Here is a 26383-nt window from a genome sequence, read left to right as displayed (position 1 = left end):
ATAATGCCTCGATAGGCGACACGCTGTTACACTGGCGAGCATGGACACTTACCTAACCATGGACGTTTAACTAACCATGGATATTTAACTAGCCATGGATATTTAACTAAAAAGGAACACGCCCCGCGTGAGCGAGACGCCAACCGCACCCGTTGATCACGAACTTATAGAGCCAACTGCTGAACCGGTAGTGGAGGCGCTTGGGCGTCTGTTTGATGAGCCCATCATGCAGTTGCCGGAGGATCTCTATATACCTCCAGAGGCGCTGCGCGTGTTTCTAGAGGCCTTTGAGGGGCCTCTTGACCTGTTGCTTTATCTTATTCGCCGTCAGAACCTAGATATTTTAACGATTAATGTGGCGACCATTACTCATCAGTACATTGAGTATGTTGAACTGATGAAAGCCATGGAGATTGAGCTGGCCGGAGAGTACTTATTAATGGCGGCCATGCTAGCGGAAATTAAATCTCGCACACTGCTGCCACGTCCACCGAAAGCAGAAGGCGAAGAGGAAGAGGATCCTAGAGCTGAGCTGATTCGCCGTCTGCAAGAGTATGAGCGCTTAAAGGAAGCCGCCGAAACGTTGGACACGCTGCCTCGGGTAGGACGTGACTGGTTTAGTGTGCAAGCGGGACTGCCCCCGTTAGAAGCGCGGGTGATTCATCCTGATGTAGGGTTAGACGAGCTTCTCGGAGCGCTGTCGGATATTCTGAAACGCGCTGAGCTGGCGCAGGCCCACCAAATCAGCCGAGAGGTTCTCTCTACCCGCGAACGTATGCTGAAAATTATGGAGCAGTTACACCACGATGGAGACCTCCAGCGCTATACCCCGTTTGAAGCGTTGTTTACGCTGGAAGAAGGGCGCGCTGGAGTAGTAGTGACGTTTATGGCCATTTTAGAGTTAGCTAAAGAAGCTATGATCGAAATTGTTCAGAATGCGCCACTGTCGCCCATTCATGTGCGTGCGCGACGTGCAGCCCTCACGGATGGAGAAGAGAACGCATTTGAAGAGGCTGACTCAGACGATGACGCCTCAGAGTCTGCGTTTGAAGAGCCGGTATTTGAACCTGACGAGGGGTCGCCGTGAGAGACACCACGTTAGACGATATTATTGAAGCAGCGCTGCTTGCCGCTGGCGAGCCGCTTTCCTTAGAGCGGCTTGAAACGCTGTTTTTAGAGGGTGAGTGCCCCTCCAAAAAAGCACTTCGCGACACGTTGTCTCGCCTTGTTTTGCGTCATGAAGACGGGGCGCTGGAACTCGTGGAAACGGCGTCTGGATTTCAGCTGCGTATTCGGCCTCGTCTCTCTCATTGGGTATCGCGCCTATGGGACGAGCGGCCGCAGCGTTACTCTCGGGCACTGCTGGAAACGCTGGCGCTGATTGCCTATCGCCAGCCGGTAACGCGGGGCGATATTGAAGACGTGCGCGGTGTGAGTGTCAGCAGTTCTATTATGCGTACGCTAGTAGAGCGGGGGTGGATTCGTGTGGTAGGCCATCGAGATGTGCCTGGGCGGCCAGCCGTTTATGCCACTACCCGCAGCTTTTTAGATGATTTTGGTTTGAAAACCTTAGATGCATTACCGCCGATGCATGCATTGGCTAACACCGATGATAGCGATACGGTTATTGAGCAAGATGAAGCGCAACCAGCACTGGACGAAATGCTTGAAACCGTGCAGGATGCGCCACCCCAGAGTGAAGAGATAGCTTCAGCTGAGATTGCTGCAGCAGAGATAGCTGATAAACACGCCGAGACGGCGTTAACCCAGCCGCTGAGTTTTGCCGATTTAGAGGCACGCCTAGCGGCACGTGCGCTGCGTAACGATGATGATGCGCGCACGCAGACTAACGATGTGAGGTCAGACGACCATGAGTCAGAGTAATAACACCACGCCCCCCACCAGCGAAAAGCTGCAAAAAGTACTGGCCCGGGCAGGGCTGGGGTCTCGTCGTGAAATGGAAACAGCCATTTCCGACGGCCGGGTAAAGGTTAATAGCCAAGTAGCCAAATTAGGCGACCGGGTAGAAGCCCGCGACAAAGTAAGTTTTGATGACCGCCCTGTGTCGCTGCGGCCTGAAGAGGAAGTGCCACGTCGTGTGATTATGTACAACAAGCCGGAAGGTGAGTTGTGCACGCGCAAAGACCCAGAAGGGCGTCGCACGGTGTTTGAACGTCTTCCGCGCCTGAAAGGCGAGCGCTGGATTGCCATTGGTCGTTTGGATATTAACACCAGCGGCTTGCTGCTATTCACCACTGACGGTGAGCTTGCAAACCGGCTAATGCACCCATCCACCCAGGTAGAGCGTGAGTACGCGGTTCGGGTGATGGGTGAGGTCAAGCGTGAGCATATTGTCGCCATGGTTGACGGCGTAATGCTGGAGGATGGCCCAGCGCGCTTTACTGACGTACAAGAGTTTGGCGGCGAAGGCATTAACACGTGGTTTCACGTAGTGATTTTAGAAGGCCGTAACCGCGAAGTGCGCCGCTTGTGGGAATCTCAGGGGCTAACAGTTAGTCGTTTGAAGCGGGTTCGTTACGGCAACATCTTCCTTGATAAGCGAGCCAAAGCAGGTGAGTGGGTTGAGCTTTCCCAGGATGAGGTCGACGACCTAGCTACGTTAGCAAACTTGGAAACTCGCAAGGTACCTGCACTAACACCCGACGAAAAAAATCGCTGGAGCCGTGATAAACATAAACGCCGCCCGGTTCAAGCCATGCGTAAGCCTAAACGTGGCTAGGAATAATTAAGAATGGTTGGAAGTAGCTAAAAAGAGTGATTTTGACGGATGCCTATTGTTGAAAGGTAAAAAAGGCTTGCTATTGGCGAGCTCTATCCGTACTATATGCATCCGTTCGAGGGGGTCGTTAGCTCAGTTGGTAGAGCAGTTGACTTTTAATCAATTGGTCGTAGGTTCGAATCCTACACGACCCACCAATCGAACTGATTTATAGCGCCAAGTAGTCAACTAGGTGCGTAGCAAAATTTGGGTCGTTAGCTCAGTTGGTAGAGCAGTTGACTTTTAATCAATTGGTCGTAGGTTCGAATCCTACACGACCCACCAAATTTAACGCCCCTGGTAGCTTGCTGCCAGGGGCGTTTTGCTATTCGGTGATAAAGCGTTCTACCGCACACTTTATGCTTGCAGCGGGCAACGATTTAACACCACAATAGTCTTAGTTATAGCTACCAATGATGTCACGGTAGCGCTGCCCGGGCTAATGGCGGGCAGAGCGACGAGTCACCGCGAGAGACGCAGAGGCTTGTCGCATCGAGTGCGGCGTTTGCGGAGTGCATACGCCGTGGCCGGTGTTTAACAGGGGGATTCCCTGTTCGTCACAGTGGTAGACACGATGACTATTATGACTACTCAAGCTGAGCTTGACGCTCCGCTACCCAGCCCGTACTGCCCCACCCGCATTCCTGCGGAAGATGAGGCGAGGGTGGCTGAAATAAAACAGTTGCTGAAAGCGCATAATGCGGTGCTCGTCGCCCATTACTACACAGATGATGCCATTCAACAGTTGGCCGAAGAGACGGGTGGTTGTGTTGCTGACTCCCTTGAAATGGCGCGCTTTGGTGCGCGACACGATGCAACAACACTGGTGGTTGCAGGTGTGCGCTTCATGGGAGAAACGGCAAAAATTCTATCGCCGGAAAAACGCGTCTTAATGCCTACTCTGGACGCTACCTGTTCGCTGGATATTGGCTGTCCTGCCGACGAATTCAGTGCTTTTTGTGATGCGCATCCTGATCGTACCGTTGTGGTATACGCCAATACCTCTGCTGCCGTAAAAGCGCGGGCTGACTGGGTTGTCACTTCTTCGATTGCGGTTGACGTTATTGAGCATCTTCAAGCCAAAGGTGAAAAAATACTGTGGGCGCCAGATAAGCATTTAGGCGGTTATATCCAGAAAAAAACCGGTGCAGATATGCTGATGTGGGACGGTGCCTGTATCGTTCACGAAGAGTTTAAGGCAAAAGGGATTGAAGATCTTAAGCGTCTTTATCCCGAAGCTGCGGTGCTGGTACATCCCGAGTCGCCGGATGCGGTCGTTGCTTTGGCTGACGTGGCAGGCTCCACTTCGCAATTGATCAAAGCCGCCCAAATCTTGCCCAATGACAAACTAATCGTTGCTACTGATCGCGGCATTTTCTTTAAAATGCAACAGGCGGTACCCGATAAGATACTGTTTGAGGCGCCCACTGCAGGTAACGGTGCGACGTGCCGTAGCTGTGCACATTGCCCGTGGATGGCGATGAACGCTCTGGATAACTTAGCTGGTGCATTGCGTGACGGTAGTGGTGAGATTTTTGTTGATGACACACTGCGACTGCAAGCGTTAAAACCACTAGAGCGGATGCTGAGTTTTAATGCCTAGCGTATAAACTCGCCATAGCTGTTAGAAAACGACAGCCCGAATGCGATAAGCGTTCGGGCTGTTTTTTTGAAACGTCAAAACTTTTCTAGTGCTTCGCGATAGTCAATGAACGCTTCCCTGCGTTGTTCAATACGCGCCAGGGCCTGTTGATCATTCTCTTGCTGTGCGGCATCTTTGGCGATGCTCAACTGACGAATGCCGCGGTCAATTCTGCCCGTTAGCTGTAAGTGCTCTGCTCGCGCTAAGTGCCCCCAGCCGTTATAGCCACTGCGACCAGCCGCTTCGGCAAGTAAATTGAATCCCTGAGGGATTTCAGGGTGCTGAGTAGTAATATCACGTAATAGCTCATAAGCTGCTTGCGGATCGCGCTGGAGCTGTGCTTCGGCTAACACCAATTGAGCAGGTAAATAGTTAGGCATGATGCGCAGAAGGCGCTGGCTACGCGTAATAGCCTCCTCATAGCGTTGTGCTTCTAGCGCAACGGTGGCGGCAGAAGCAGGTAGCATACCGTAGTCCGGTAACTCCCGGGCCAGTTGATCGATAGTTTGCAGCGCGTTGTCTGTTTGGCCATTTCGAGCTGCAATTAGCGCTGACAGATACCGTTGCGCTTGCTCTTCGCTGTTCTCTTGAGCAAGTCGTGAAGCAGCTTGTTGCGGTGTGTTGTGATAAATACTTAAAAGTGCGCGGGCGCGCATCATGTCGTATAAAGTGTTGCTGGTATAAGTGTCGGCGATACTTAGCTGTGACGCTCGTGCTTGAGCATCACTTAGTCGGCTATCGCTCACCGGGTGGGTGAGTAAGAACTCTGGGGGGGTGCCGCCCTGGAGTCGTGCCATCCGCTGCATAGCACCGAACATGCGCACCATAGCATCTGGGTTGTATCCTGCACTCGCCATTGCCTGTAGGCCAACTCGGTCGGCTTCTTGTTCAAAGCGTCGTGAATAAGACAATTGGTCTTGAATTAGCGCCGCTTGGGAGCCCATAGCGGCGGCCATGCCCGCATCTCCGCCTCCGCTAGCGGCAATTAGCATGCCTGCCAGCATAGCGGCCATTGCAGGGAGCTGTGTTTGCTCTGCACGTGCACTGCCCCTGGCGTAGTGCCGTTGAGATAGGTGGCCTAATTCATGGGCGATGACCGATGCAAAGGCCCCCTCGTCTTCAGCAAAGGCGAATAATCCTGAATTAATGCCAATGACGCCCCCAGGAACTGCAAAAGCATTGAGAGAGGCGTTATCAACCATCACGGTTGTTGTTCGAAGACTGCCAAGCTGACTATGGGGAGCAAGGCGTGCAACTAAGCTATTTAGGTAGTCATTTACAATAGGGTCTTGCCACTGTGGTGCCTGGGCACGGAATTGACGAAGCCAAGCGCGACCCAGGCGATACTCCTCGTTACTAACAGAGGTTGATGCGCCGCCAAGGCTAGGGAGCTGATAATCGTCGAAGCCAATGCTAGGCGAGCTAACACTGGCGATACTCAGCATAAGCGCGAATGCGTAGGCCCGGCGAGAAAGTGCGAATCGAAGGTGCGGCATGGCATCCTCATGATGTTCCTGATTTCAAGTAATAAGCACAGCAAACAGGGGTGTGACATTGATTCAGGCAGGGAAGTGCCGTTAAATCAAATTCTCTACGACCATTTTAAATAAATAGTTTATGTAACAATGCCGTATTCAAGTAGGTATTTCGATCAAGTAGGTACTTCGATCAAGTAGGTATTTCGATCAAGTAGGTATTTCGATCAAGTAGGTATTTTGAGGGAGAGGGTATGTCCGAATACATAGAGCCTAGGTCAAACGAAAGCATTAACCCCGATACAGTGTTGGATGCTACCGGGTTGCACTGCCCGTTGCCATTATTAAAAGCTAAACAAGCATTGGCAGGGCTGGCTCCAGGTCAATTGCTTGAAGTGAGGGCTACCGATGCTGGTTCGTGGCGTGATATGGCGTCTTTCACTGATCTTAGTGACCATGTGTTAGAAGCACGCGAGCAGCATGGCGATGTGTACTATTTTTGGATACGTAAAGCAGGGATGTCTCACTCATGACCATGCGCACTATTCTGAAAAGTTGGATTGATCGCTACTTTTCAGACGAAGAAGCGTTGATTCTTCTCTTGGTATTGGTCGCTGGTTTTGCAGCCATTATTTGGTTTGGCAGGATGTTGGCACCGTTCTTCACTGCGCTTGTCATCGCATTTTTGCTGCAGGGTGTCGTGAGTGCTTTTACCAGGCGTGGTGTGCCTCATTTGCTAGCGGTCATTGTTGTATTTGTGGCGTTTGTTAGTGTGTTGCTAACAATGGCTTTTATTTTGATGCCACTGATCTGGAATCAGCTTGTTGGGCTTGTTCAAGAATCACCTCGCATGTTTGCTAGCGGTCAAGGGTGGTTAGACGAACTTCAGGCCCGCTATCCTAATTTAATAACCCCTGATCAAATGCAAAGTTGGATTGGCGTTGCCAGCCGGGAAATAAGCCAGTTGGGGCAGCGTGCATTAACACTTTCACTGGCATCGCTCGGCAATATTATGTCGTTGATTATTTACTTAGTATTAGTACCGATACTGGTGTTCTTCATGCTGAAGGATCGCCAGTCATTGGTAGGTTTTACGCTGTCGTTGTTACCGCAAAAACGCACGTTACTAACTCGTATCTGGCATGAAATGGATCGTCAGATTGCTAATTACATACGTGGCAAATCGATAGAGATAATCATCGTTGGTACGGTGGCTTTTTTTACCTTCGCTTTTTTTGGTCTGCCTTACACCGCCTTGCTAGCTGTGCTTGTGGGGTTTTCTGTTCTGGTGCCATATATTGGAGCAGCGGTGGTTACCATACCAGTGGCAGCCGTTGCAGGGTTTCATTTTGGAATCAGTGAGCAGTTTGCTTATGTGCTTGTCGCTTACGGCGTTATTCAAGCGCTTGATGGGAATGTGCTTGCACCGGTTTTGTTTTCAGAAACAAATAATATCCACCCCGTTTCCATTATTGTCGCGGTGCTGTTTTTTGGCGGTATATGGGGGTTCTGGGGCGTTTTCTTCGCGATCCCCCTGGCTACCCTGCTAAAAGCACTGGTGTATGCTTGGCCAAGAGGAATAGCTGAGAGAGAAGGAGAAAAGCAGCTTCCATTGGTCGAACATTAGCAGGCGCCATCTACCGTAGTACGCAAGGGTCGAACGGGAAAGGCGCCCGCGGATCAGTCACCCGCTAAGGATGCAGCGCTCTTGGCTTTATTCGTTGGCATAAAGCGCTTCAGCTGCTGTTAGTACTTCATCAGCATGCCCTGGTACTTTAACGCCGCGCCACTCTTGAACAAGTTTACCTTCGCTGTCGATTAAGAAGGTACTGCGCTCAATACCAAGATGCTCTTTACCGTACATTTTTTTAAGTTTGATAACGTCAAAAATCTGGCACACGGTTTCGTCCTTATCGGAGATAAGCTCGAAATTAAAATCTTGCTTAGCTTTGAAATTCTCCTGAGCACGGATGCCATCTCTAGAAACGCCAATAATGACCGTGTTGACAGCATCGAATCGTGGCTTTCGGTCTCTAAAATCACCGCCTTCGGTAGTACATCCCGGGGTGCTGGCCTTTGGATAAAAATAGATAACCACCTGCTTGCCACGCAATTCAGAGAGCGTCACCGTCGTATCATTAGTGGCTGGGGCGGAAAAGTCAGGTACCGGTTGGTTGAGTTTTACGGACATGAATAGCTCCTTTAATAAGGTGGTTTACTTAGTTGATTACACGCAAGTAACGCTATTATGTCAAAGCGAATGGTTGCCCAGTAATGAGTAGGCGAAAAAACTCTCAGCGCTTTACGCTGTACAGGTTCGAGCCGCCTGAGTACCATTTGCTGTCTGCAACATGCCTTGGGACGACAGCACAGTGCCCAAAGCATAAAATGGCAGTAGGTTAAATCGCCCCGATGTGCTCGTTCTACTCGTCAGGGCTTTTGTGGATAGGCTCGTATGGGCAGGCTCTTATAAACAGGCTCTTATAAACAGAGCCCTTATGGTCGAAGCTTCTCGATTTTCAATGAACATCGTCAGCAGCTTAATTTTTAATTTTGCAGGTGAGGAACAAACGGATGATCACAGGCAGCATTGTCGCCCTGGCGACGCCGATGAAGGTCAATGGCGACATCGACTGGGAGGCGCTTCGTCGCCTGGTGAACTTCCACCTCGATAATGGCACTGATGCCATTGTCGCAGCGGGCACCACGGGTGAACCTACTACCATGTCATTTGCTGAGCATTTTGATGTGATCCGCAGCGTGGTAGAAGAAGTGAACGGTCGCATTCCAGTGATCGCTGGAACGGGAGCGAACGCTACATCAGAGGCGGTTGAATTAGCTCGCTACGCTGGCGAAGTCGGCGCAGATTACTGTCTATCGGTTTGCCCTTACTACAACAAGCCGACTCAAGAAGGCCTCTATCAGCATTTCAAAGCGGTGGCTGAAGGAAGCAAATTGCCGGTAATTCTATATAACGTTCCCGGCCGTACTTGTTCTGATCTATATAATGAAACGGTAGTACGTTTAGCCGAGGTAAAGAATATTATCGGTTTGAAAGATGCTACTGGGAACCTTGAGCGCGCTGAGGATCTAATTACTCGCTTGAAGGGCAGTGATTTTATGCTCTACTCCGGCGACGATGCCACTGCCTGCGACTTTATGTTGATGGGTGGCCACGGAGATATTTCTGTTACTGCGAACGTAGCGCCTAAAGCGATGCATGAACTCTGTGCTGCAGCCGTGGCAGGTGATTCGGACAAGGCTCACCAAATTAATACGCGTTTGATGCCGTTACATACCAATTTGGGCATTGAAGCGAACCCTATTCCGGTTAAGTGGGCACTGCATCGCATGGGGTATATGGACGCAGGGATTCGTCTGCCGTTAACTTGGCTGTCGGAAAAGTACCACGCCACTGTTAGTGAAGCGCTGCAGCTGGCGGGCGTCGTAGAGGAGTAATTCGACGTAATCCCCTTTTGTTACTCGGCGTGGTTTGTTAACGCGTCGAGTACTCGATCTGTTGACTGTTAAGGTGGCTTGATGAGCTCTGTGCTTGAAAAACGTGCGCTTAAATGGATACCGCTGGTTCTCGCAACGGCTGTCACGCTTGCTGGATGTGCGCGCGATGGTTACTACCACGACCGCAATTTGGATTACACTGAAGCTGCTCCAGCGCCCCCTTTATTACTTCCAGAAACTCGCAATACTCAGCGTTACCGTGATGCCATGCCTGTACCCCAGGTAGCGATGCAAGGTAGCCGTATTGATGAGGCGGCCGAAATTGCCCCCCCTCAGACGTTGACGATTGGGAGCGGTTTAGAACCTGAATTCGTAGAGCGCCGTCAGGTGGGTAATCAAACATGGTTGGTGATCGCGGCAGATACGGGAGCCGTTTGGCCTCAGTTAGAAGCGTTCGCGAATAGTCGGCAGCTAGGTATTCAGCAAAGCGATGCGAATCAAGGTGTCATAGTGACCTCTCAAGCCACGTTGAAACTACAAAGCGCGCTTAGGGCGGGCAGTAGTGAGGTGCGCTGTGAGCAAGCAGGGCAAAGCGTGGCTGGGTGTCTTGATGCCCTAGAGCAGTATCTAGGCGCACGCAGTGCCACTGCTAGCGCATCTTCTTGGACGGCTCAACGACTCGCACAAGATCAGGCGCTTCAAATGCGTCAGCAGGGCGACGAGTGGGAAGTTGTGATCCCTCAATCTATTGATCGAGTTTGGGCGGAGCTGGATCACTATCTTGAGCTCGACTTTAGTGTCGAAGGTCAGCGTGACCTATTAGCCACTTCTGCTGAAAACTATGAATTCTTGGTTGAGTATATGACCGAGACTGAGCGAGGCCGCAATCCTCTGCAAATTGTTTTCAGTCCCGATGTACGCCGTATGTCGCAGCAAATTCGTCTTGCCCTTCAACCTAACGGTGACAAGACCATTCTGCGTGCGATTAATGCCAGTGAGCGTAGTTTCAATGCTGATGATCAGCGCGAGCTGCTTGAGCGTGTCTCCGGCTACCTACGTTAATTTTTAATTTTGAAATATTTCGGAGCCCCTATGGAAAAGCGCCAAGAACTCTACGCTGGTAAAGCGAAATCAGTTTATACCACCGACGACCCTGATTTGTTGGTACTGCACTTTCGTGATGATACCAGTGCTTTTGATGGTAAAAAGAAAGAGTCACTTGCCCGTAAAGGCAAAGTGAACAACATTTTCAATGCTTTCATTATGCAGCGCCTGGAAGAGGCGGGGATTCCTACCCATTTTGAGAAGCAGCTTTCTGACACTGAAAGCTTAGTAAAAAAGATGGAGATGATTCCAGTTGAATGCGTTGTTCGCAACATTGCAGCAGGAGGCCTAGTTAAGCGTCTGGGGGTGGAAGAGGGCATCAGTTTGAATCCGCCTACCTTTGAATTGTTCTTAAAGAACGATGAGAAGGGAGACCCAATGATTAACGAGTCGCTAGCAGAAACCTTTGGTTGGGCAACCCCCGAGCAACTGGTAAAAATGAAGTCACTTACTTTTAAAGTGAACCATGTGCTTAAGCAGCTTTTTGCTGAAGGCGATATGTTGCTAGTCGATTACAAGCTTGAGTTTGGCGTCTTTAAAGGCGATGTAATCCTTGGCGATGAGTTCTCTCCGGATGGCTGTCGCTTATGGGATGCCAATACCCGAGAAAAGCTTGATAAGGATCGCTTCCGCCAGGGGTTAGGCGGTGTCATTGAAGCGTATGAAGAAGTAGCACGACGGATTGGTATTCATATTGATTAATGCCATAGCATATCTGTCATAGCACGTTTGTGCTGATACGCTCGTATAGTAAAAACCCGCTTGGGATAACTGTTTCCGAAGCGGGTTTTTCTATTAAAGTCTGATAGCGTGTTTTATTCGTCTGAAGATTCGTCAGTTAGCTCATCAAGCGCCTGTAATCGGTAGCCATAGCCATATACCGAAACAAGATTCCAACCAAACTCCGACGTAAGGCTAAGTTTCTTGCGCACTCGGTGAATATGCACGTCTAGTGTACGTGTGCCGGGTGGATCACTTTTACCCCATACATACTCATATAGGTAAGAGCGTGAAAGCGGGCTGCCTAGCTGGTTTAGTAGAAGAAAGGCTAAGCGAAACTCCTGCCTTGTTAACGATACTTCTTCTCCGTCCACGTAGGCTGTTTCACGATTGGTATTAAGCTTAATGCGGCCAAACTCCAATGTTTGCTGCTGAGCAACACTTGGAGTGCGTAGCGAATGGCGTCGAGTTGATGCATAGGCTCTTGCTGCCAGTTCGCGCGGTCTAAAAGGCTTGCTGATGAAGTCGTCAGCCCCCGCGTTTAAGGCTTGAATAATATCAGATTCTTCTTGCCGCAGAGTCACCATTAGCACAGCAGGAATAATCTGTAGGTAGGTTTTCATCCAGTTAAGCAGCGCAATACCGGTGCCGTCAGGCAAGTGCCAATCAAGTATGACTAAATCGAATGTATTGCGGCTGGCAGTATGAATAAATGCCTTACTGGTCTCGAAAGAGAAGATGTTTGCCTCTATGCCTCGCTCGGCAAAGCCATCTGTAAGCGCTTTTTCGATGCGCTCCGATACCACCTTCTCATCTTCTACTACTGCAATGCGCATAGGCTGTATCCAAGTCAGGTCTCGTCAGTGAAAGTGAGCAGCATAGGTTGCATTTTTTACTTAGATCTAAAAAGAGCGTCAAAGTGCCATAATTAGATACTTGCTCTGAACTATGAGCTTTGCAAGTAGAAAAGCTCGTTAAGCCCCTCTTTTATTAACGACTGATGATAACAGCAGGCACTGAGCATACCTGCCAAGTCGTGTTTAGTAGTCCCTTATCTTTCCTCTACCAATGTTGTCGAAACAGCATGTTCAACCCCAAACGTGTTCGAACGACGTTGCAAGTCAGCTACTTCCCAGAATACGCATGTCGGCTGAAATGTAAATTGGTGTCAAAGGTGTAAATAAATAATTTTAGTTAACGATTGATTTTTTTTGTTTTAATCGATTTTTTGGATTTTAATTAGTAAGTGCTTACTCTCAGTTTAACCTACATATCGATAGCGTCTAATTGAAATCGACGGTTGATGCGTAGGTGCTTTTGTTGATTGCTGCTTATTTCTATCACCAAAGTCTGAAAAAAGATTTCCTCTGATTTTTCAATTTACGTTTATTCATAGTGTGGAGGCGGCCACTTCCCTGTGCTAGCTTCAGTATTAAATAAAGTTTCAGGCGCCGCTGTTTTTTCTGCAAATAGTTAATAATCGTTTCACAAAAAAATTGTGAGATAGGGGTTATGTGACCTTTTAGGCTTGGTGATAAGAGTGAGCTTAATTAGGTAACCCCTACCTACCGCCCAAGAAGCTAGAAAAACTAATCACAATAATTCCTAACAACGTTAATGGGAGCACGGGAATGAATAATGTATTTCGTTTAGTTTGGAATCGTTCACTTGGGCGGCTGGTGGTAGCTTCAGAAGCGGCGCGTAGTCGTAGTAAGTCGGGAGCTAGTGGAAAAATTGGTCGAGTGGCAGAAGCTTCAACAATTCATTCACCGATAACGTTTTTTCTTCGGCCTGTTACATTAGGTGTTGTGTTCGCATTCGCGACAATGCTTTCTCCGCTGGGAAGTCTCGATGCTGAAGCAAGGAAATTTGCCTCAGATGGTGGCAGTTGTGTGTCTGGAGGAGGAGGGATAGCAATTGGCAGGTTAACAACTGGCAATACCACCGCAGATCCTATCGATGGCAGTGGCACCTACTCAACCGTTGCAGGGTGTAATGCCGATGGTAACACTCAATCAGCAGCAACTGTCTACGGTACATTTAGCGAGGTGACAGGAAGTGGTGGAGCCGCCTTCGGTTTTAATACCAGTGCTGCTCAATGGGCGACGGCGATTGGTTTAGAAAGCCGTGCGACTGGAATATCTGGCACTGCTTTGGGCTTTGGTAGTCAAGCCACTGCACGTAACGCTGTTGCGATTGGTGGCGCGGGTGGTGCAGATAATGCCAACCCGCTTTCTGTTGCTAACTCTACAACGGCCTCAGGTCTGTACTCAATTGCCATCGGTGCTGATGATGTCAAAGGCGCCCAAGCAACATTTGCTAATGCTATTGCGATTGGTGGTCAGGCAGAAGCGGCAGGTGCTCGTGGGATCTCAATTGGTAGCCAGTCATCAGTAAATGGGGCTGGTGTCTATGCCTATCGTCGTCAAGATAATAACGGCGTGGATAGTAATGTCGAAAGTGTTGTTAACGCCCCTATTGCGTTAGGTGCTGAAGCTAGCGTAGCAAGTGGTGGAATTGCGATAGGCTCTAATAGTCAGGCAAGCGGCATTCTTGGTGTTTCGATTGGTGGATCAGCAGTTGCCTCTAACAACAGTGCCTTTGCCCTCGGTCCGGCTGCTTATGCGACGGGCACGCAATCTCTCTCTATTGGCTATCAAAGCGCCGCCACAGGTGCACGAAGTTTATCGATTGGTCCTGTATCAACCTCTACGGGTGAAGAATCAATTGCTCTCGGTACATCTGCGTTAGCGAGTGGCGATCGTGCCTTTGCCTTGGGTTCATCATCTATCGATGACGGTGGTTGGAAGCAAGACACGGTTAATAATACCCAAGCCACGGGAAATGATTCACTTGCTTTTGGTACGTCTGCTCAGGCAACGGCAGAAAATTCCATTGCTATAGGTAAAGATAGTATCGCATCGGGCGTTGACACCGGTGCGATAGGCCGTGGTGCCGTAGCAACAGGCTCCTGGGCGGTAGGTACCGGCGCAAATGCTAGTAATGGAGGTCAAGCATTCGGTGAGTTCAGTACCGCCAGTGGTAATAACTCTTCCGCCTATGGTCAAACCGCAACAGCAACGGGCGATCGCTCAAGCGCTTTAGGTACCGAAGCTAATGCAGTAGGAAACTTTTCTACCGCGGTTGGCTATCAAACGGATGCGTCTGGTAACCAATCCTATGCCGGTGGTTACCTAAGTTCAGCTCAAGGCGTTGACTCGAGTGCTATTGGTAGTGGCGTTGTGGCTTCCGGTGAAGCAGCCGTTGTCATCGGTAGGGACTCGGTAGCATCGGGCTTACAGTCGTTTGCGGCTGGTCATAACACAGATGCATCAGGGCAAGACGCTGTCGCTCTGGGAACCGCAGCAGAGGCCTCTGGACTCAGCGCTATTGCTATTTCCCGAGGTGCTTTTGCGCTTGCTGACTATGCCACTGCTCTTGGTGGCGAGAGTAATGCAAACGCGATATATGCAACAGCGATAGGTAGTTTTTCAACTGCAGATGCGGAAAGCTCAACAGCAATTGGCGATCAAAGCAATGCGGTGCTTGAAGATAGCGTCGCACTAGGCTCCAACTCAACGGCAGATACTGCCGCAGGTATCAATGGCTATATCCCCTTTGGCGCGACAGCCGCTGATACTACCGCGATCAACAATACGGTAGCGACACAGGCAGCCGTAGACGTTGGAAGTCGACAGATCACCAGCGTGGCGGCAGGCACCGCAAATGATGATGCGGTCAATGTCAGTCAGTTGATTGCTTCACAATCTTCTGTTGACGCAGGTACTAACATCGCCAATGTGGTTGAGGAAGAAAATCCCAATGGCGGAACCATCTACACCGTGAATGCCGACGGCGCTTCAGTAAGTGCCGGTTCCGGTGCGGTGGATGTGACTGCCGCTGCCCCGGATGCGGATAACGTCACCGATTACGCGGTGGATCTCAGCCAAGCCAGCAAAGACAGCCTACTGCTGGCCGACTCCGCGCTCCAAACCGTGGTCACCCAGATCGACGGTACTGACGTTAAAACCCTCGATGAGAATGATAATGTCGCCAACTTTATCAGCGGCCAGAACATTGAGCTGAGCGATGACGGCGGCGCGATTGAAATCGCCACCGCAGACAATGTTACTTTCACCGATGTTCAAACCGACACGCTGACGGCTGGCCCGGTTAGCATCGGTGCGGGCGGCATTGATGCGGGCAATACGACGATCAGCAATCTCGCCGATGGCGTGAACGCCCAAGATGCTGTCAACCTCAGCCAATTAGAAGGCGCGGCCGCAGCTTCAAGAACGGAAGTCACCGCAGGTACCAACGTCGCCAGTGTTGATCAAACCACTGGCGCGAATGGCCAAGACATTTACACCGTGAATGCCGACGGCGCATCAGTGAGTGCCGGTTCCGGTGCGGTGGATGTGACTGCCGCCGCCCCGGATGCGGATAACGTCACCGACTATGCGGTGGATCTCAGCCAAGCCAGCAAAGACAGCCTGACGCTGGCTGATTCTGCACTGCAAACGGTGGTCACCCAGATCGACGGTACCGAGGTTAAAACCCTCGACCAGAATGATAATGTCGCCAACTTCATCAGCGGCCAGAACATTGAGCTGAGCGACAATGGCGGTGCGATTGAAATCGCCACCGCAGACAATGTTACTTTCACCGATGTTCAAACCGACACGCTGACGGCTGGCCCGGTTAGCATCGGTGCGGGCGGCATTGATGCGGGCAATACGACGATCAGCAATCTCGCCGATGGCGTGAACGCCCAAGATGCTGTCAACCTCAGCCAATTAGAAGGCGCGGCCGCAGCTTCAAGAACGGAAGTCACCGCAGGTACCAACGTCGCCAGTGTTGATCAAACCACTGGCGCGAATGGCCAAGACATTTACACCGTGAATGCCGACGGCGCATCAGTGAGTGCCGGTTCCGGTGCGGTGGATGTGACTGCCGCCGCCCCGGATGCGGATAACGTCACCGACTATGCGGTGGATCTCAGCCAAGCCAGCAAAGACAGCCTGACGCTGGCTGATTCTGCACTGCAAACGGTGGTCACCCAGATCGACGGTACCGAGGTTAAAACCCTCGACCAGAATGATAATGTCGCCAACTTCATCAGCGGCCAGAACATTGAGCTGAGCGACAATGGCGGTGCGATTGAAATCGCCACCGCAGACAATGTTACTTTCACCGATGTTCAAACCGACACGCTGACGGCTGGCCCGGTTAGCATCGGTGCGGGCGGCATTGATGCGGGCAATACGACGATCAGCAATCTCGCCGATGGCGTGAACGCCCAAGATGCTGTCAACCTCAGCCAATTAGAAGGCGCGGCCGCAGCTTCAAGAACGGAAGTCACCGCAGGTACCAACGTCGCCAGTGTTGATCAAACCACTGGCGCGAATGGCCAAGACATTTACACCGTGAATGCCGACGGCGCATCAGTGAGTGCCGGTTCCGGTGCGGTGGATGTGACTGCCGCCGCCCCGGATGCGGATAACGTCACCGACTATGCGGTGGATCTCAGTCAAGCCAGCAAAGACAGCCTGACACTGGCTGATTCTGCACTGCAAACGGTGGTCACCCAGATCGACGGTACCGAGGTTAAAACCCTCGACCAGAATGACAACGTCGCCAACTTTATCAGCGGCCAGAACATTGAGCTGAGCGATGACGGCGGCGCGATTGAAATCGCCACGGCAGACAATGTTACTTTCACGGATGTTCAAACCGACACACTGACGGCAGGCCCGGTTAACATTGGGGCGGGCGGCATTGATGCGGGTAACACCATCATCAGCAATCTCGCCGATGGCGTGAACGCCCAAGATGCTGTCAACCTCAGCCAATTAGAAGGCGCGGCCGCGGCTTCCCGCACGGCAGTTGAAGCAGGCACCAACGTCGCCAGTGTTGATCAAACCACCGGCGCGAATGGCCAGGATATCTACACCGTGAATGCCGACGGCGCATCAGTGAGTGCCGGTTCCGGTGCGGTGGATGTGACTGCCGCCGCCCCGGATGCGGATAACGTCACCGACTATGCGGTGGATCTCAGCCAAGCCAGCAAAGACAGCCTGACACTGGCTGATTCTGCACTGCAAACGGTGGTCACCCAGATCGACGGTACCGAGGTTAAAACCCTCGACCAGAATGACAACGTCGCCAACTTTATCAGCGGCCAGAACATTGAGCTGAGCGATGACGGCGGCGCGATTGAAATCGCCACGGCAGACAATGTTACTTTCACGGATGTTCAAACCGACACACTGACGGCAGGCCCGGTTAACATTGGGGCGGGCGGCATTGATGCGGGTAACACCATCATCAGCAATCTCGCCGATGGCGTGAACGCCCAAGATGCTGTCAACCTCAGCCAATTAGAAGGCGCGGCCGCGGCTTCCCGCACGGCAGTTGAAGCAGGCACCAACGTCGCCAGTGTTGATCAAACCACCGGCGCGAATGGCCAGGATATCTACACCGTGAATGCCGACGGCGCATCAGTGAGTGCCGGTTCCGGTGCGGTGGATGTGACTGCCGCCGCCCCCGATGCCAACAACGTCACCGACTACGCGGTGGATCTCAGTCAAGCCAGCAAAGACAGCCTGACGCTGGCTGATTCTGCACTGCAAACGGTGGTCACCCAGATCGACGGTACCGAGGTTAAAACCCTCGACCAGAATGATAATGTCGCCAACTTCATCAGCGGCCAGAACATTGAGCTGAGCGACAATGGCGGTGCGATTGAAATCGCCACGGCAGACAATGTTACTTTCACGGATGTTCAAACCGACACAATGACGGCAGGTCCGGTTAACATTGGGGTGGGCGGTATTGATGCGGGCAATACGACGATCAGCAATCTCGCCGATGGCGTGAACGCCCAAGATGCTGTCAACCTCAGCCAATTAGAAGGCGCGGCCGAAGCTTCAAGAACGGAAGTCACCGCAGGCACCAACGTCGCCAGTGTTGATCAAACCACCGGCGCGAATGGCCAGGATATCTACACCGTGAATGCCGACGGCGCATCAGTGAGTGCCGGTTCCGGTGCGGTGGATGTGACTGCCGCCGCCCCCGATGCCAACAACGTCACCGACTACGCGGTGGATCTCAGTCAAGCCAGCAAAGACAGCCTGACGCTGGCCGACTCCGCGTTGCAAACCGTGGTCACTCAGGTCGACGGCACTGAGGTTAAAACCCTCGACCAGAACGATAACGTTGCCAATTTTATCAGCGGTAACAATATCGAACTAAGTGACGACAATGGCGCGATTGAAATCGCCACTAGCGCAGACCTGACGGCGGATAGCCTGACCATCAACAATGGTGGTCCGACGCTCAATGACAACGGCATTGATATGAACGATAACCGCATCACCAATGTTGGAGAGGCGGTAGACGGTGGTGATGCCATCAATCTGGATTACTTCGATGCAAACCGCACCCGTTACTACAGTGTGAATGACGGTGGCACCATCGGCGGCAACTTCAACAACGATGGTGCAACGGGGTTGAACGCCATTGCCTCCGGCGTTAATGCCACCGCCAGTGGTAACGGTGCGGTGGCTATGGGCTTTGGTGCCAGTGCGCCGATTAATGACAGTCTCGCGTTGGGCAGTGGCTCGGTAGTGGATCGTGCGCTGGCACCGGACTCCGGCTTTATCCCCGCAGGGTCCGCAACGATTGAGTTCAACACCACCGATAAAGAGCTGCTTGGTGCTATCTCGGTGGGTGATGATGACTCGTACCGCCAGATCACCAACGTCGCCGACGGCACTGAAGCACAGGATGCGGTGACAGTTCGCCAGTTACAAGGGGCTGTTGGCTCTGTGATTGATAGTGGTACTAAGTATTTCCGCGCAAACTCCACCGAGCCTGATTCGCTGGCAGTAGGTAACGACAGCATTGCGGTTGGCCCTACCACCGTCACTAACGGCGAAAATGGCATCGGCATGGGTAACGGCGCGATTGTCGGGCAAATGGCCCCGGGCGGCACCGCGATTGGTAACAATGCTGAGGTACTGCTCTCCGATGGCATTGCGTTCGGCACTAACGCGCGTTCTGAAGCCCAGCAGGGCATTGCTCTGGGCGCGGGCGCGACGGTTAGTCACGATCAAAGTGTCGCCCTGGGTAGCAACAGCGTGACAGAAGACGCGGTCGCCACCAGTGGCGTCACGATTGCCGGTGATAGCTACACCTTCGCTGGCACCATCCCGGATAGCACAGTGAGTATTGGCAGTGCAGGCAACGAGCGCACGTTGACTAATGTGGCCGCAGGCCGCGTGAGCGAGACGAGTACTGATGCCATCAACGGCAGCCAACTGTTTGCTTCTAACCAAGCGATAGAAGAGGTCAGCACGATTGCCAATACGGGCTGGGATATCCAGACTAACGGCGACACTGCTACCAACGTGGCTCCCGGTGACACCGTTCAGATGATTGATGGTCAAAACATCGCCATCACCCGCAACGGCACGGATATTACAGTCGCCACTGTTGATTCACCCCAGTTCGGCAATGTCACTGTCAATACTGGTGGTGGTGACACCATTAACGGGCTGAGCAACCTCACCTTTGATCCAGATAACTTCACCTCCGGCCAAGCGGCCAGTGAAGATCAGCTCAAAGCAGTGAGCGATGTGGCCAACACCGGCTGGAACATCCAAGCCAATGGAGACACGGCAACTAACGTAGCGCCTGACGATACCGTCCAGATGCTCAATGGCAAGAATGTCGAGATTACCCGCAATGGCACGGACATCACCGTCGCCACCGCTGATAGTGTGGCCTTTGATGATGTGGCCATCACCGGCGGTCCGACACTCACTGGTGGTGGCATTGATATGAACAACACCACCATCAGTAACCTGGCTGATGGCGTGAATGCGCAGGATGCAGTTAACCTCAGCCAATTAGAAGGCGCGGCCGCGGCTTCAAGAACGGAAGTCACCGCAGGCACCAACGTCGCCAGTGTTGATCAAACCACCGGCGCGGATGGCCAGGGTATCTACACCGTGAATGCCGACGGCGCATCAGTGAGTGCCGGTTCCGGTGCGGTGGATGTGACTGCCGCCGCCCCGGATGCGGATAACGTTACTGACTACGCGGTGGATCTCAGCCAAGCCAGCAAAGACAGCCTGACGCTGGCCGACTCGGCGCTACAAACCGTGGTCACCCAGATCGACGGCACTGAGGTGAAAACCCTCGACCAGAACGATAATGTCGCCAACTTTATCAGCGGTAACAATATCGAACTGAGTGATGATAATGGCGCGATTGAAATCGCCACTAGCGCAGACCTGACGGCGGATAGCCTGACCATCAACAATGGTGGTCCGACGCTCAATGATAATGGCATTGATATGAACGATAACCGCATCACCAATGTTGGAGAGGCGGTAGACGGTGGTGATGCCATCAACCTGGATTACTTCGATGCAAACCGCACCCGTTACTACAGTGTGAATGACGGTGGCACCATCGGCGGCAACTACAATAACGATGGCGCGACGGGTCTGAACGCCATTGCCTCCGGCGTTAATGCCACCGCCAGTGGTAACGGTGCGGTGGCTATGGGCTTTGGTGCCAGTGCGCCGATTAATGACAGTCTCGCGTTGGGCAGTGGCTCGGTAGTGGATCGTGCGCTGGCACCGGACTCCGGCTTTATCCCCGCAGGGTCCGCAACGATTGAGTTCAACACCACCGATAAAGAGCTGCTTGGTGCTATCTCGGTGGGTGATGATGACTCTTACCGTCAGATCACTAACGTTGCCGACGGCACTGAAGCACAAGATGCGGTGACGGTTCGTCAGTTGCAAGGCGCGGTGGGCTCAGTGATTACCACCGGCATAAAATATTATCGTGCCAACTCCGATGACCCTGACGCCATTGCAGCCGGAGACGATAGCCTTGCTATTGGGCCTAATACAGTCACCAATGGTGACAATGGCATCGGCATGGGCAACGGCGCGATTGTCGGGCAAATGGCCCCAGGTGGTACTGCGATCGGTAACAATGCTGAGGTACTGCTCTCCGATGGCGTTGCGTTCGGCACTAACGCGCGTTCTGAAGCGCAGCAGGGCATTGCCCTGGGCGCAGGCGCGACGGTTAGCCACGATCAAAGTGTCGCTCTGGGTAGCAACAGCGTGACAGAAGACACGGTCGCCACCAGTGGCGTCACGATTGCCGGTGATAGCTACACCTTCGCTGGCACCGCCCCGGATAGCACGGTGAGTATTGGCAGTACAGGCAACGAGCGCACGTTGACCAATGTCGCGGCAGGCCGCGTGAGTGAGACGAGTACCGATGCCATCAATGGCAGCCAACTGTTTGCCTCTAACCAAGCGATAGAAGAGGTCAGCACGATTGCCAATACGGGCTGGGATATCCAGGCCAATGGGGATGCTGCTACCAACGTTGCCCCAGGCGACACGGTCCAGCTCCTAGATGGCAAAAATGTTGATATCACCCGCAACGGCACGGATATCACTGTTGCCACAGCTGATAGCGTAGCTTTTGATAATGTGGCCATCACTGGTGGTCCTACGTTGAACGGCGGCGGTATTGATATGAACAGCACCACCATCAGCAACCTTGCCGATGGTTTGGATGCTCAAGATGCCGTTAACCTTAGCCAACTGCAAAATAGCGCGGCAGCGTCGAGGACAGAGGTTGCGGGTGGCTCTAACGTGGCCAGCGTTGACCAAGCCACAGGTGCTGACGGCCAAGCTATCTACACCGTTAATGCGGACGGCGCTTCCGTGAGTGCCGGTTCCGGCGCAGTAGATGTTACCGCCGCTGCCCCGGATGCGGATAACGTCACCGACTACGCGGTGGATCTCAGCCAAGCTAGCAAAGACAGCCTGACGCTGGCTGATTCCGCACTCCAAACTGTGGTCACTCAGATTGATGGCACCGACGTTAAAACCCTCGACCAGAACGATAACGTCGCCAACTTTATCAGCGGCCAGAATATTGAACTGAGCGATGACGGCGGCGCGATTGAGATCGCCACAAGCTCTAATCTTACTGCTGATAGCCTGACGATCAACAACGGCCCAACGCTTAATGGTAACGGCATTGATATGGGTGGCAACTCCATCACCAACCTGGGCGACCCAGTGAATGATGGTGATGCACTAAACCTTCAATACTTTAATGAAAACCGCGTTCGCTACTTTAGCGTGAACGATAACGGTGTCATCGGCGGTAACTTCAATAACGACGGTGCCACCGGTTTGAATGCGATGGCGAGCGGCGTAGGCGCTATTGCCGATAGCGAGGGTGCAGTGGCGATGGGCTTTGGGGCGAACGCTCTAGTACGTGGCAGCTTAGCGATTGGTAGTGGCTCGGTTTCTGACCGAGCCTTAGCGCCTGAATCGGGCTTTATATCAGCCGGCTCGGCAACTATTGAATTTAACACCACCGACAAAGAACTGCTTGGCGCGATTTCTGTCGGGGATAGCGACTCTTACCGCCAGATTATTAATGTTGCCGATGGTACTGAAGCACAAGACGCCGTCACCGTTCGCCAGCTACAGGGGGCAATAGGCTCCGTAGTTGAAACCGGGACTAAGTACTTCCACGCCAACTCTACGGCGCCAGACTCACTTGCGGTAGGTAACGACAGTATTGCCGTTGGGCCAACCACGGTCACTAACGGTGATAATGGTATTGGTATGGGGAACGGCGCGATTGTTGGTCAAATGGCCCCAGGCGGCACGGCCATTGGCAATAATGCCGAGGTATTGCTCTCCGACGGAGTCGCGTTCGGCACTAATGCCCGCTCCGAAGCCCAGCAGGGCATTGCTCTTGGCGCAGGTGCGACGGTTAGCCACGATCAAAGTGTAGCGTTAGGTAGCAACAGTACAACGGATGAGCCGGTGGCTACTCAGGGTATTACGCTGATTGGCAATGATTACTCATTTGCAGGCAACACCCCGGATAGCACCGTCAGCATTGGTAGTGCGGGGAACGAGCGCACGCTGACCAATGTAGCGGCTGGTCGTGTGAGTGAAACCAGCACTGATGCTATCAACGGTAGTCAGCTGTTTGCTTCTAACCAAGCCATTGAAGAAGTAAGTGCCGCAGCTAATGCGGGCTGGAACGTCACCGACGGTACCAATGCCGCCAATATCGGCCCTAATGGCGAGGTAACGTTCACAGGGGATAGCAATCTCACTGTCGCGCAGACTGGCATCGATGATGCTGGTGAAGTGGAAATCACTCTTAATCGTGACCTTGATCTCGACAGCGTCACCGCCGGCAACAGCGAACTCACCAGCGCAGGCTTAAGCGTCGATGATGGCAACGGCAACCTTACCACCGTCACCAGCGATGGACTCACCATTGCTGGTGGACCCAGCATCACCGCGAGTGGTGGTATTGATGCCAATAACCAAGTCATCAGCAATGTAGGCACACCAGTGGATGACGGTGATGCGCTTAACCTTCAATATTTCAATGAAAACCGTGCCCGTTACTACAGTGTGAACGACGGCGGCACTGTTGGTGGCAACTTTAATAACGATGGTGCCACTGGGTTGAATGCCATCGCTAGTGGGGTAGATGCTAGTGCCAGCGGCGACGGTGCCGTAGCCATGGGGTTTGGGGCGAATGCACCGATTCGTGACAGCCTGGCGTTGGGTAGCGGCTCGGTGGTTGATCGCGCGCTGGCTCCAGACTCTGGCTTTATCCCGGCGGGGGCAGCCACGATTGAATTCAACACCACTGACAAAGAACTGCTCGGTGCTATCTCGGTAGGCGATAGCGACTCGTACCGTCAGATCACCAACGTCGCAGATGGCACCCAAGCGCAAGATGCTGTCACTGTTCGCCAACTACAAGGCGCCGTTGGATCAGTCGTCGAGTCTGGTACCAAATACTTCCGCGCGAACTCCAGCGCGCCAGATGCCGCCGCGGTTGGTAACGACAGCATTGCAGTTGGCCCGACCACTGTTACCAACGGTGATAACGGCATTGGCATTGGTAATGGCGCGATTGTTGGTCAAATGGCTCCAGGCGGCACTGCCATTGGCGATAGTGCCGAAGTACTGCTGTCAGACGGAATAGCGTTTGGTAGCAATGCCCGCTCCGAAGCCCAACAGGGTATCGCTCTTGGCGCAGGTGCGACGGTCAGTCACGATCAAAGTGTAGCGCTCGGCAGTAACAGCACCACGGATGAATCGGTTGCGACTCAGGGCATTACGCTGATTGGCAATGATTACTCATTTGCTGGCACTACACCGACGAGCACCATTAGCGTTAGTAGTGTGGGTAATGAGCGCACGATCACCAATGTGGCAGCGGGGCGAGTTAGTGCGACCAGCACTGATGCCATTAATGGCAGCCAACTTTTCGCTTCTAACCAGGCTATTGAAGAGGTAAGTGCTACGGCGAACGCTGGATGGAACTTGAGCGTTGAAGATGGTGACGCTAGTAATGTGGCTCCGACGGGGGAAGTTAACCTCTTAAGTGATGACGGTAACATACTCATTACTCAGGCTACGGTAAATGATCGTGAAGAAGTCGCGTTTGGACTATCCGATGATTTATCGATCGGTAATAGCCTTACCGTAGGGCAAGACGGGCCTGTTATTAGTAACGAGGGGATTACTAACTTAGCCGAAGGTGGTGTATCAGCCGATAGCAAAGATGCCATCAACGGCTCTCAACTTTACGCCACGAATCAGTGGATCGAAGTGTTAGAAAACAGTGTTACAAATGTAGTGGGTGACGGAAGCGATGAGTACATCACCAATAACGGTCTCGGCATTCGCTACGTGCGCACCAACGACAGTGGCTTAGCAGTGAGCGATGCCTTTGCTCAAGGGCAAGGCTCCACCGCTGTTGGCTACGAAGCTGTCGCTTCAGCAGATCGTGCATTGGCGATGGGGTACGACGCGGTTGCTTCACATCAAGGCAGCGTTGCGCTAGGGGAAGGTGCTCGCACTGCCGCTGCGGTTGGTACCGCTTCGGTAGAAATCGCGGGTCAAACCTACCAGTTTGCGGGGGCTTCTCCGGTCGCCACCGTTAGCGTTGGTAGCGTCGGGGCTGAACGTACGGTGACGAACGTCTCAGCAGGCCGAATTTCGGCAGAGAGTACCGATGCGATTAACGGCAGCCAATTGTATGCCACTAATCAAGCGGTCGGGGCGCTCGACAACCGCGTCAACAGCGTCGAAGGCGATATCAACAATATTACTAACGACCTGGAAGACCTGGGTAACCGTGCGGTGGCGTATGACCGCAACGATGACGGTAGTGTTAACTATGACACGATTACCTTGGAAGGCGATGGCGGCACGAAGATCACCAATGTTGCCCCCGGTGATATTGCGCAAAATAGCTCGGATGCCGTGAACGGTAGCCAGCTATGGGATGTGCAGAACCAAATCACCAACATTGAACAAGGGGGCTCCAAGTACTTCCGCGCCAATAGCGACGGCCCTGCCGCAGACCCACAAGGTGCTGACAGCATCGCCATGGGGCCAAGCAGCGTTGCGGCAGGCGATCGAAGCGTAGCGTCAGGTGCCGGTGCCCAAGCAACGGCTGACGGCAGCGTTGCCCTCGGTGCGGATTCTGTTGCTGACCGTGAAGGCATGAACGGTGAACGAGAGCGCTTCTCCAACGAATCTGTTGCTTCCACACAGGGCGCTGTTTCTGTGGGTAGTGAAGGGAATGAGCGTCAGATCACCAACGTGGCAGGCGGTACCCAAGCCACTGATGCAGTTAACGTTCGCCAGTTGGATGCGGTTCAGCGCGGTGCGGTGAACTATGACCGTGATGAAGACGGCAATGTTGACTACAGCACCATCACCCTGAAAGGTGATGAGGGCACCACCATCACCAATGTGGCGCCTGGCATCAATGCTAACGATGCTGCCAACGTGGGGCAGTTGAATGATCTTGGCCGTCGCTTTGAAAACGAGATTGTCAACGTGTATGGCCGTATCGACGATGTTGAGCGCAATGCCAATGCCGGCTCTGCCAGTGCCATCGCCGCCTCCACGGTGCCACAAGCCTGGATGCCCGGTAAGAGCATGGTCGGAGTGGGGGCTGGTACCTATGGCGGTGAGTCGGCGGTATCGGTGGGGATCTCGCGTCTGTCCGACAATGGTCGCTGGATTATCCAAGGCAAGGTGACGGGCGACTCGCAAAGCAACTTCGGCGCTGGTGTTGGCGCTGGCTGGCACTGGTAAAGGA

13 protein-coding genes and 2 tRNA genes are annotated in these 26383 nt (G+C 52.7%); 12 read left to right on the top strand and 3 right to left on the bottom strand.

Annotated elements, in window-relative coordinates; translation table 11 throughout:
* The first annotated feature begins 127 nt into the window (after positions 1–127).
* From B6A39_RS15065 to nadA, 6 genes are all read left to right on the top strand, one after another.
* Positions 128–1087: a segregation and condensation protein A gene (locus tag B6A39_RS15065; RefSeq protein ID WP_083006982.1), complete on the top strand. Its 960-nt coding sequence runs from the start codon at positions 128–130 to the stop codon at positions 1085–1087.
* Complete coding sequence (gene scpB / locus B6A39_RS15060) at positions 1084–1884, top strand: SMC-Scp complex subunit ScpB (RefSeq protein WP_083006980.1); 801 nt, start codon at positions 1084–1086, stop codon at positions 1882–1884. Before B6A39_RS15065 ends, scpB begins: the two co-directional genes overlap by 4 nt.
* Positions 1871–2740, top strand: coding sequence for a 23S rRNA pseudouridine(2605) synthase RluB (rluB, locus tag B6A39_RS15055; protein WP_083006978.1), 870 nt, complete (start codon positions 1871–1873; stop codon positions 2738–2740). The genes scpB and rluB overlap by 14 nt, the downstream gene beginning before the upstream one ends.
* 121 nt (positions 2741–2861) lie before the next feature.
* Positions 2862–2937 (top strand) — tRNA-Lys (locus B6A39_RS15050).
* 51 nt (positions 2938–2988) lie between these two features.
* Positions 2989–3064 (top strand) — tRNA-Lys (locus tag B6A39_RS15045).
* 289 nt (positions 3065–3353) lie between these two features.
* Entirely contained in the window at positions 3354–4382 is a 1029-nt protein-coding gene (gene nadA / locus B6A39_RS15040; RefSeq protein ID WP_083006977.1) for a quinolinate synthase NadA, read from the top strand.
* Positions 4383–4456: 74 nt separating this feature from the next.
* On the opposite strand, the gene B6A39_RS15035 is transcribed toward nadA, so the two are convergent.
* Complete coding sequence (locus tag B6A39_RS15035) at positions 4457–5917, bottom strand: M48 family metalloprotease (protein ID WP_083006975.1); 1461 nt, start codon at positions 5915–5917, stop codon at positions 4457–4459.
* Positions 5918–6150: 233 nt separating this feature from the next.
* Here B6A39_RS15035 and B6A39_RS15030 point away from each other — a divergent pair, with 233 nt between their 5' ends.
* Entirely contained in the window at positions 6151–6429 is a 279-nt protein-coding gene (locus B6A39_RS15030; protein ID WP_083006974.1) for a sulfurtransferase TusA family protein, read from the top strand.
* Positions 6426–7523, top strand: coding sequence for an AI-2E family transporter (locus tag B6A39_RS15025; protein WP_083006972.1), 1098 nt, complete (start codon positions 6426–6428; stop codon positions 7521–7523). The genes B6A39_RS15030 and B6A39_RS15025 overlap by 4 nt, the downstream gene beginning before the upstream one ends.
* A gap of 87 nt (positions 7524–7610) precedes the next feature.
* On the opposite strand, the gene B6A39_RS15020 is transcribed toward B6A39_RS15025, so the two are convergent.
* The gene (locus B6A39_RS15020; RefSeq protein WP_083006971.1) at positions 7611–8087 is read right to left on the bottom strand and encodes a peroxiredoxin; all 477 of its coding nucleotides are present in this window, start codon (positions 8085–8087) and stop codon (positions 7611–7613) included.
* Between the two features lie 383 nt (positions 8088–8470).
* Between B6A39_RS15020 and dapA the strand changes: the two genes are divergently transcribed.
* The 3 genes from dapA (at position 8471) to purC (ending at position 11161) form a co-directional block, all read left to right on the top strand.
* The gene (dapA, locus tag B6A39_RS15015; RefSeq protein WP_083006969.1) at positions 8471–9355 is read left to right on the top strand and encodes a 4-hydroxy-tetrahydrodipicolinate synthase; all 885 of its coding nucleotides are present in this window, start codon (positions 8471–8473) and stop codon (positions 9353–9355) included.
* Positions 9356–9436: 81 nt separating this feature from the next.
* Positions 9437–10417 carry an outer membrane protein assembly factor BamC gene (gene bamC / locus B6A39_RS15010; RefSeq protein WP_083006967.1) on the top strand — a complete coding sequence of 327 codons (981 nt, stop codon included), beginning with the start codon at positions 9437–9439 and terminating at the stop codon, positions 10415–10417.
* Between the two features lie 30 nt (positions 10418–10447).
* The gene (purC, locus tag B6A39_RS15005) at positions 10448–11161 is read left to right on the top strand and encodes a phosphoribosylaminoimidazolesuccinocarboxamide synthase (RefSeq protein WP_083006966.1); all 714 of its coding nucleotides are present in this window, start codon (positions 10448–10450) and stop codon (positions 11159–11161) included.
* Between the two features lie 113 nt (positions 11162–11274).
* Here purC and B6A39_RS15000 read toward each other — a convergent pair whose 3' ends face one another.
* Positions 11275–12015, bottom strand: a complete 741-nt coding sequence (locus tag B6A39_RS15000; RefSeq protein ID WP_083006964.1) for a response regulator transcription factor — start codon at positions 12013–12015, stop codon at positions 11275–11277.
* 795 nt (positions 12016–12810) lie between these two features.
* Between B6A39_RS15000 and B6A39_RS14995 the strand changes: the two genes are divergently transcribed.
* A complete protein-coding gene (locus B6A39_RS14995) occupies positions 12811–26379 on the top strand; it encodes a YadA-like family protein (protein WP_083006963.1) in 13569 nt (4522 codons plus the stop codon).
* The last annotated feature ends 4 nt before the right edge of the window (positions 26380–26383 follow it).

The sequence above is a fragment of the Halomonas sp. GT genome, assembly GCF_002082565.1.
Classification (GTDB): Bacteria; Pseudomonadota; Gammaproteobacteria; order Pseudomonadales; family Halomonadaceae; genus Vreelandella.
This window is presented reverse-complemented; position numbering and strand designations above follow the sequence as displayed.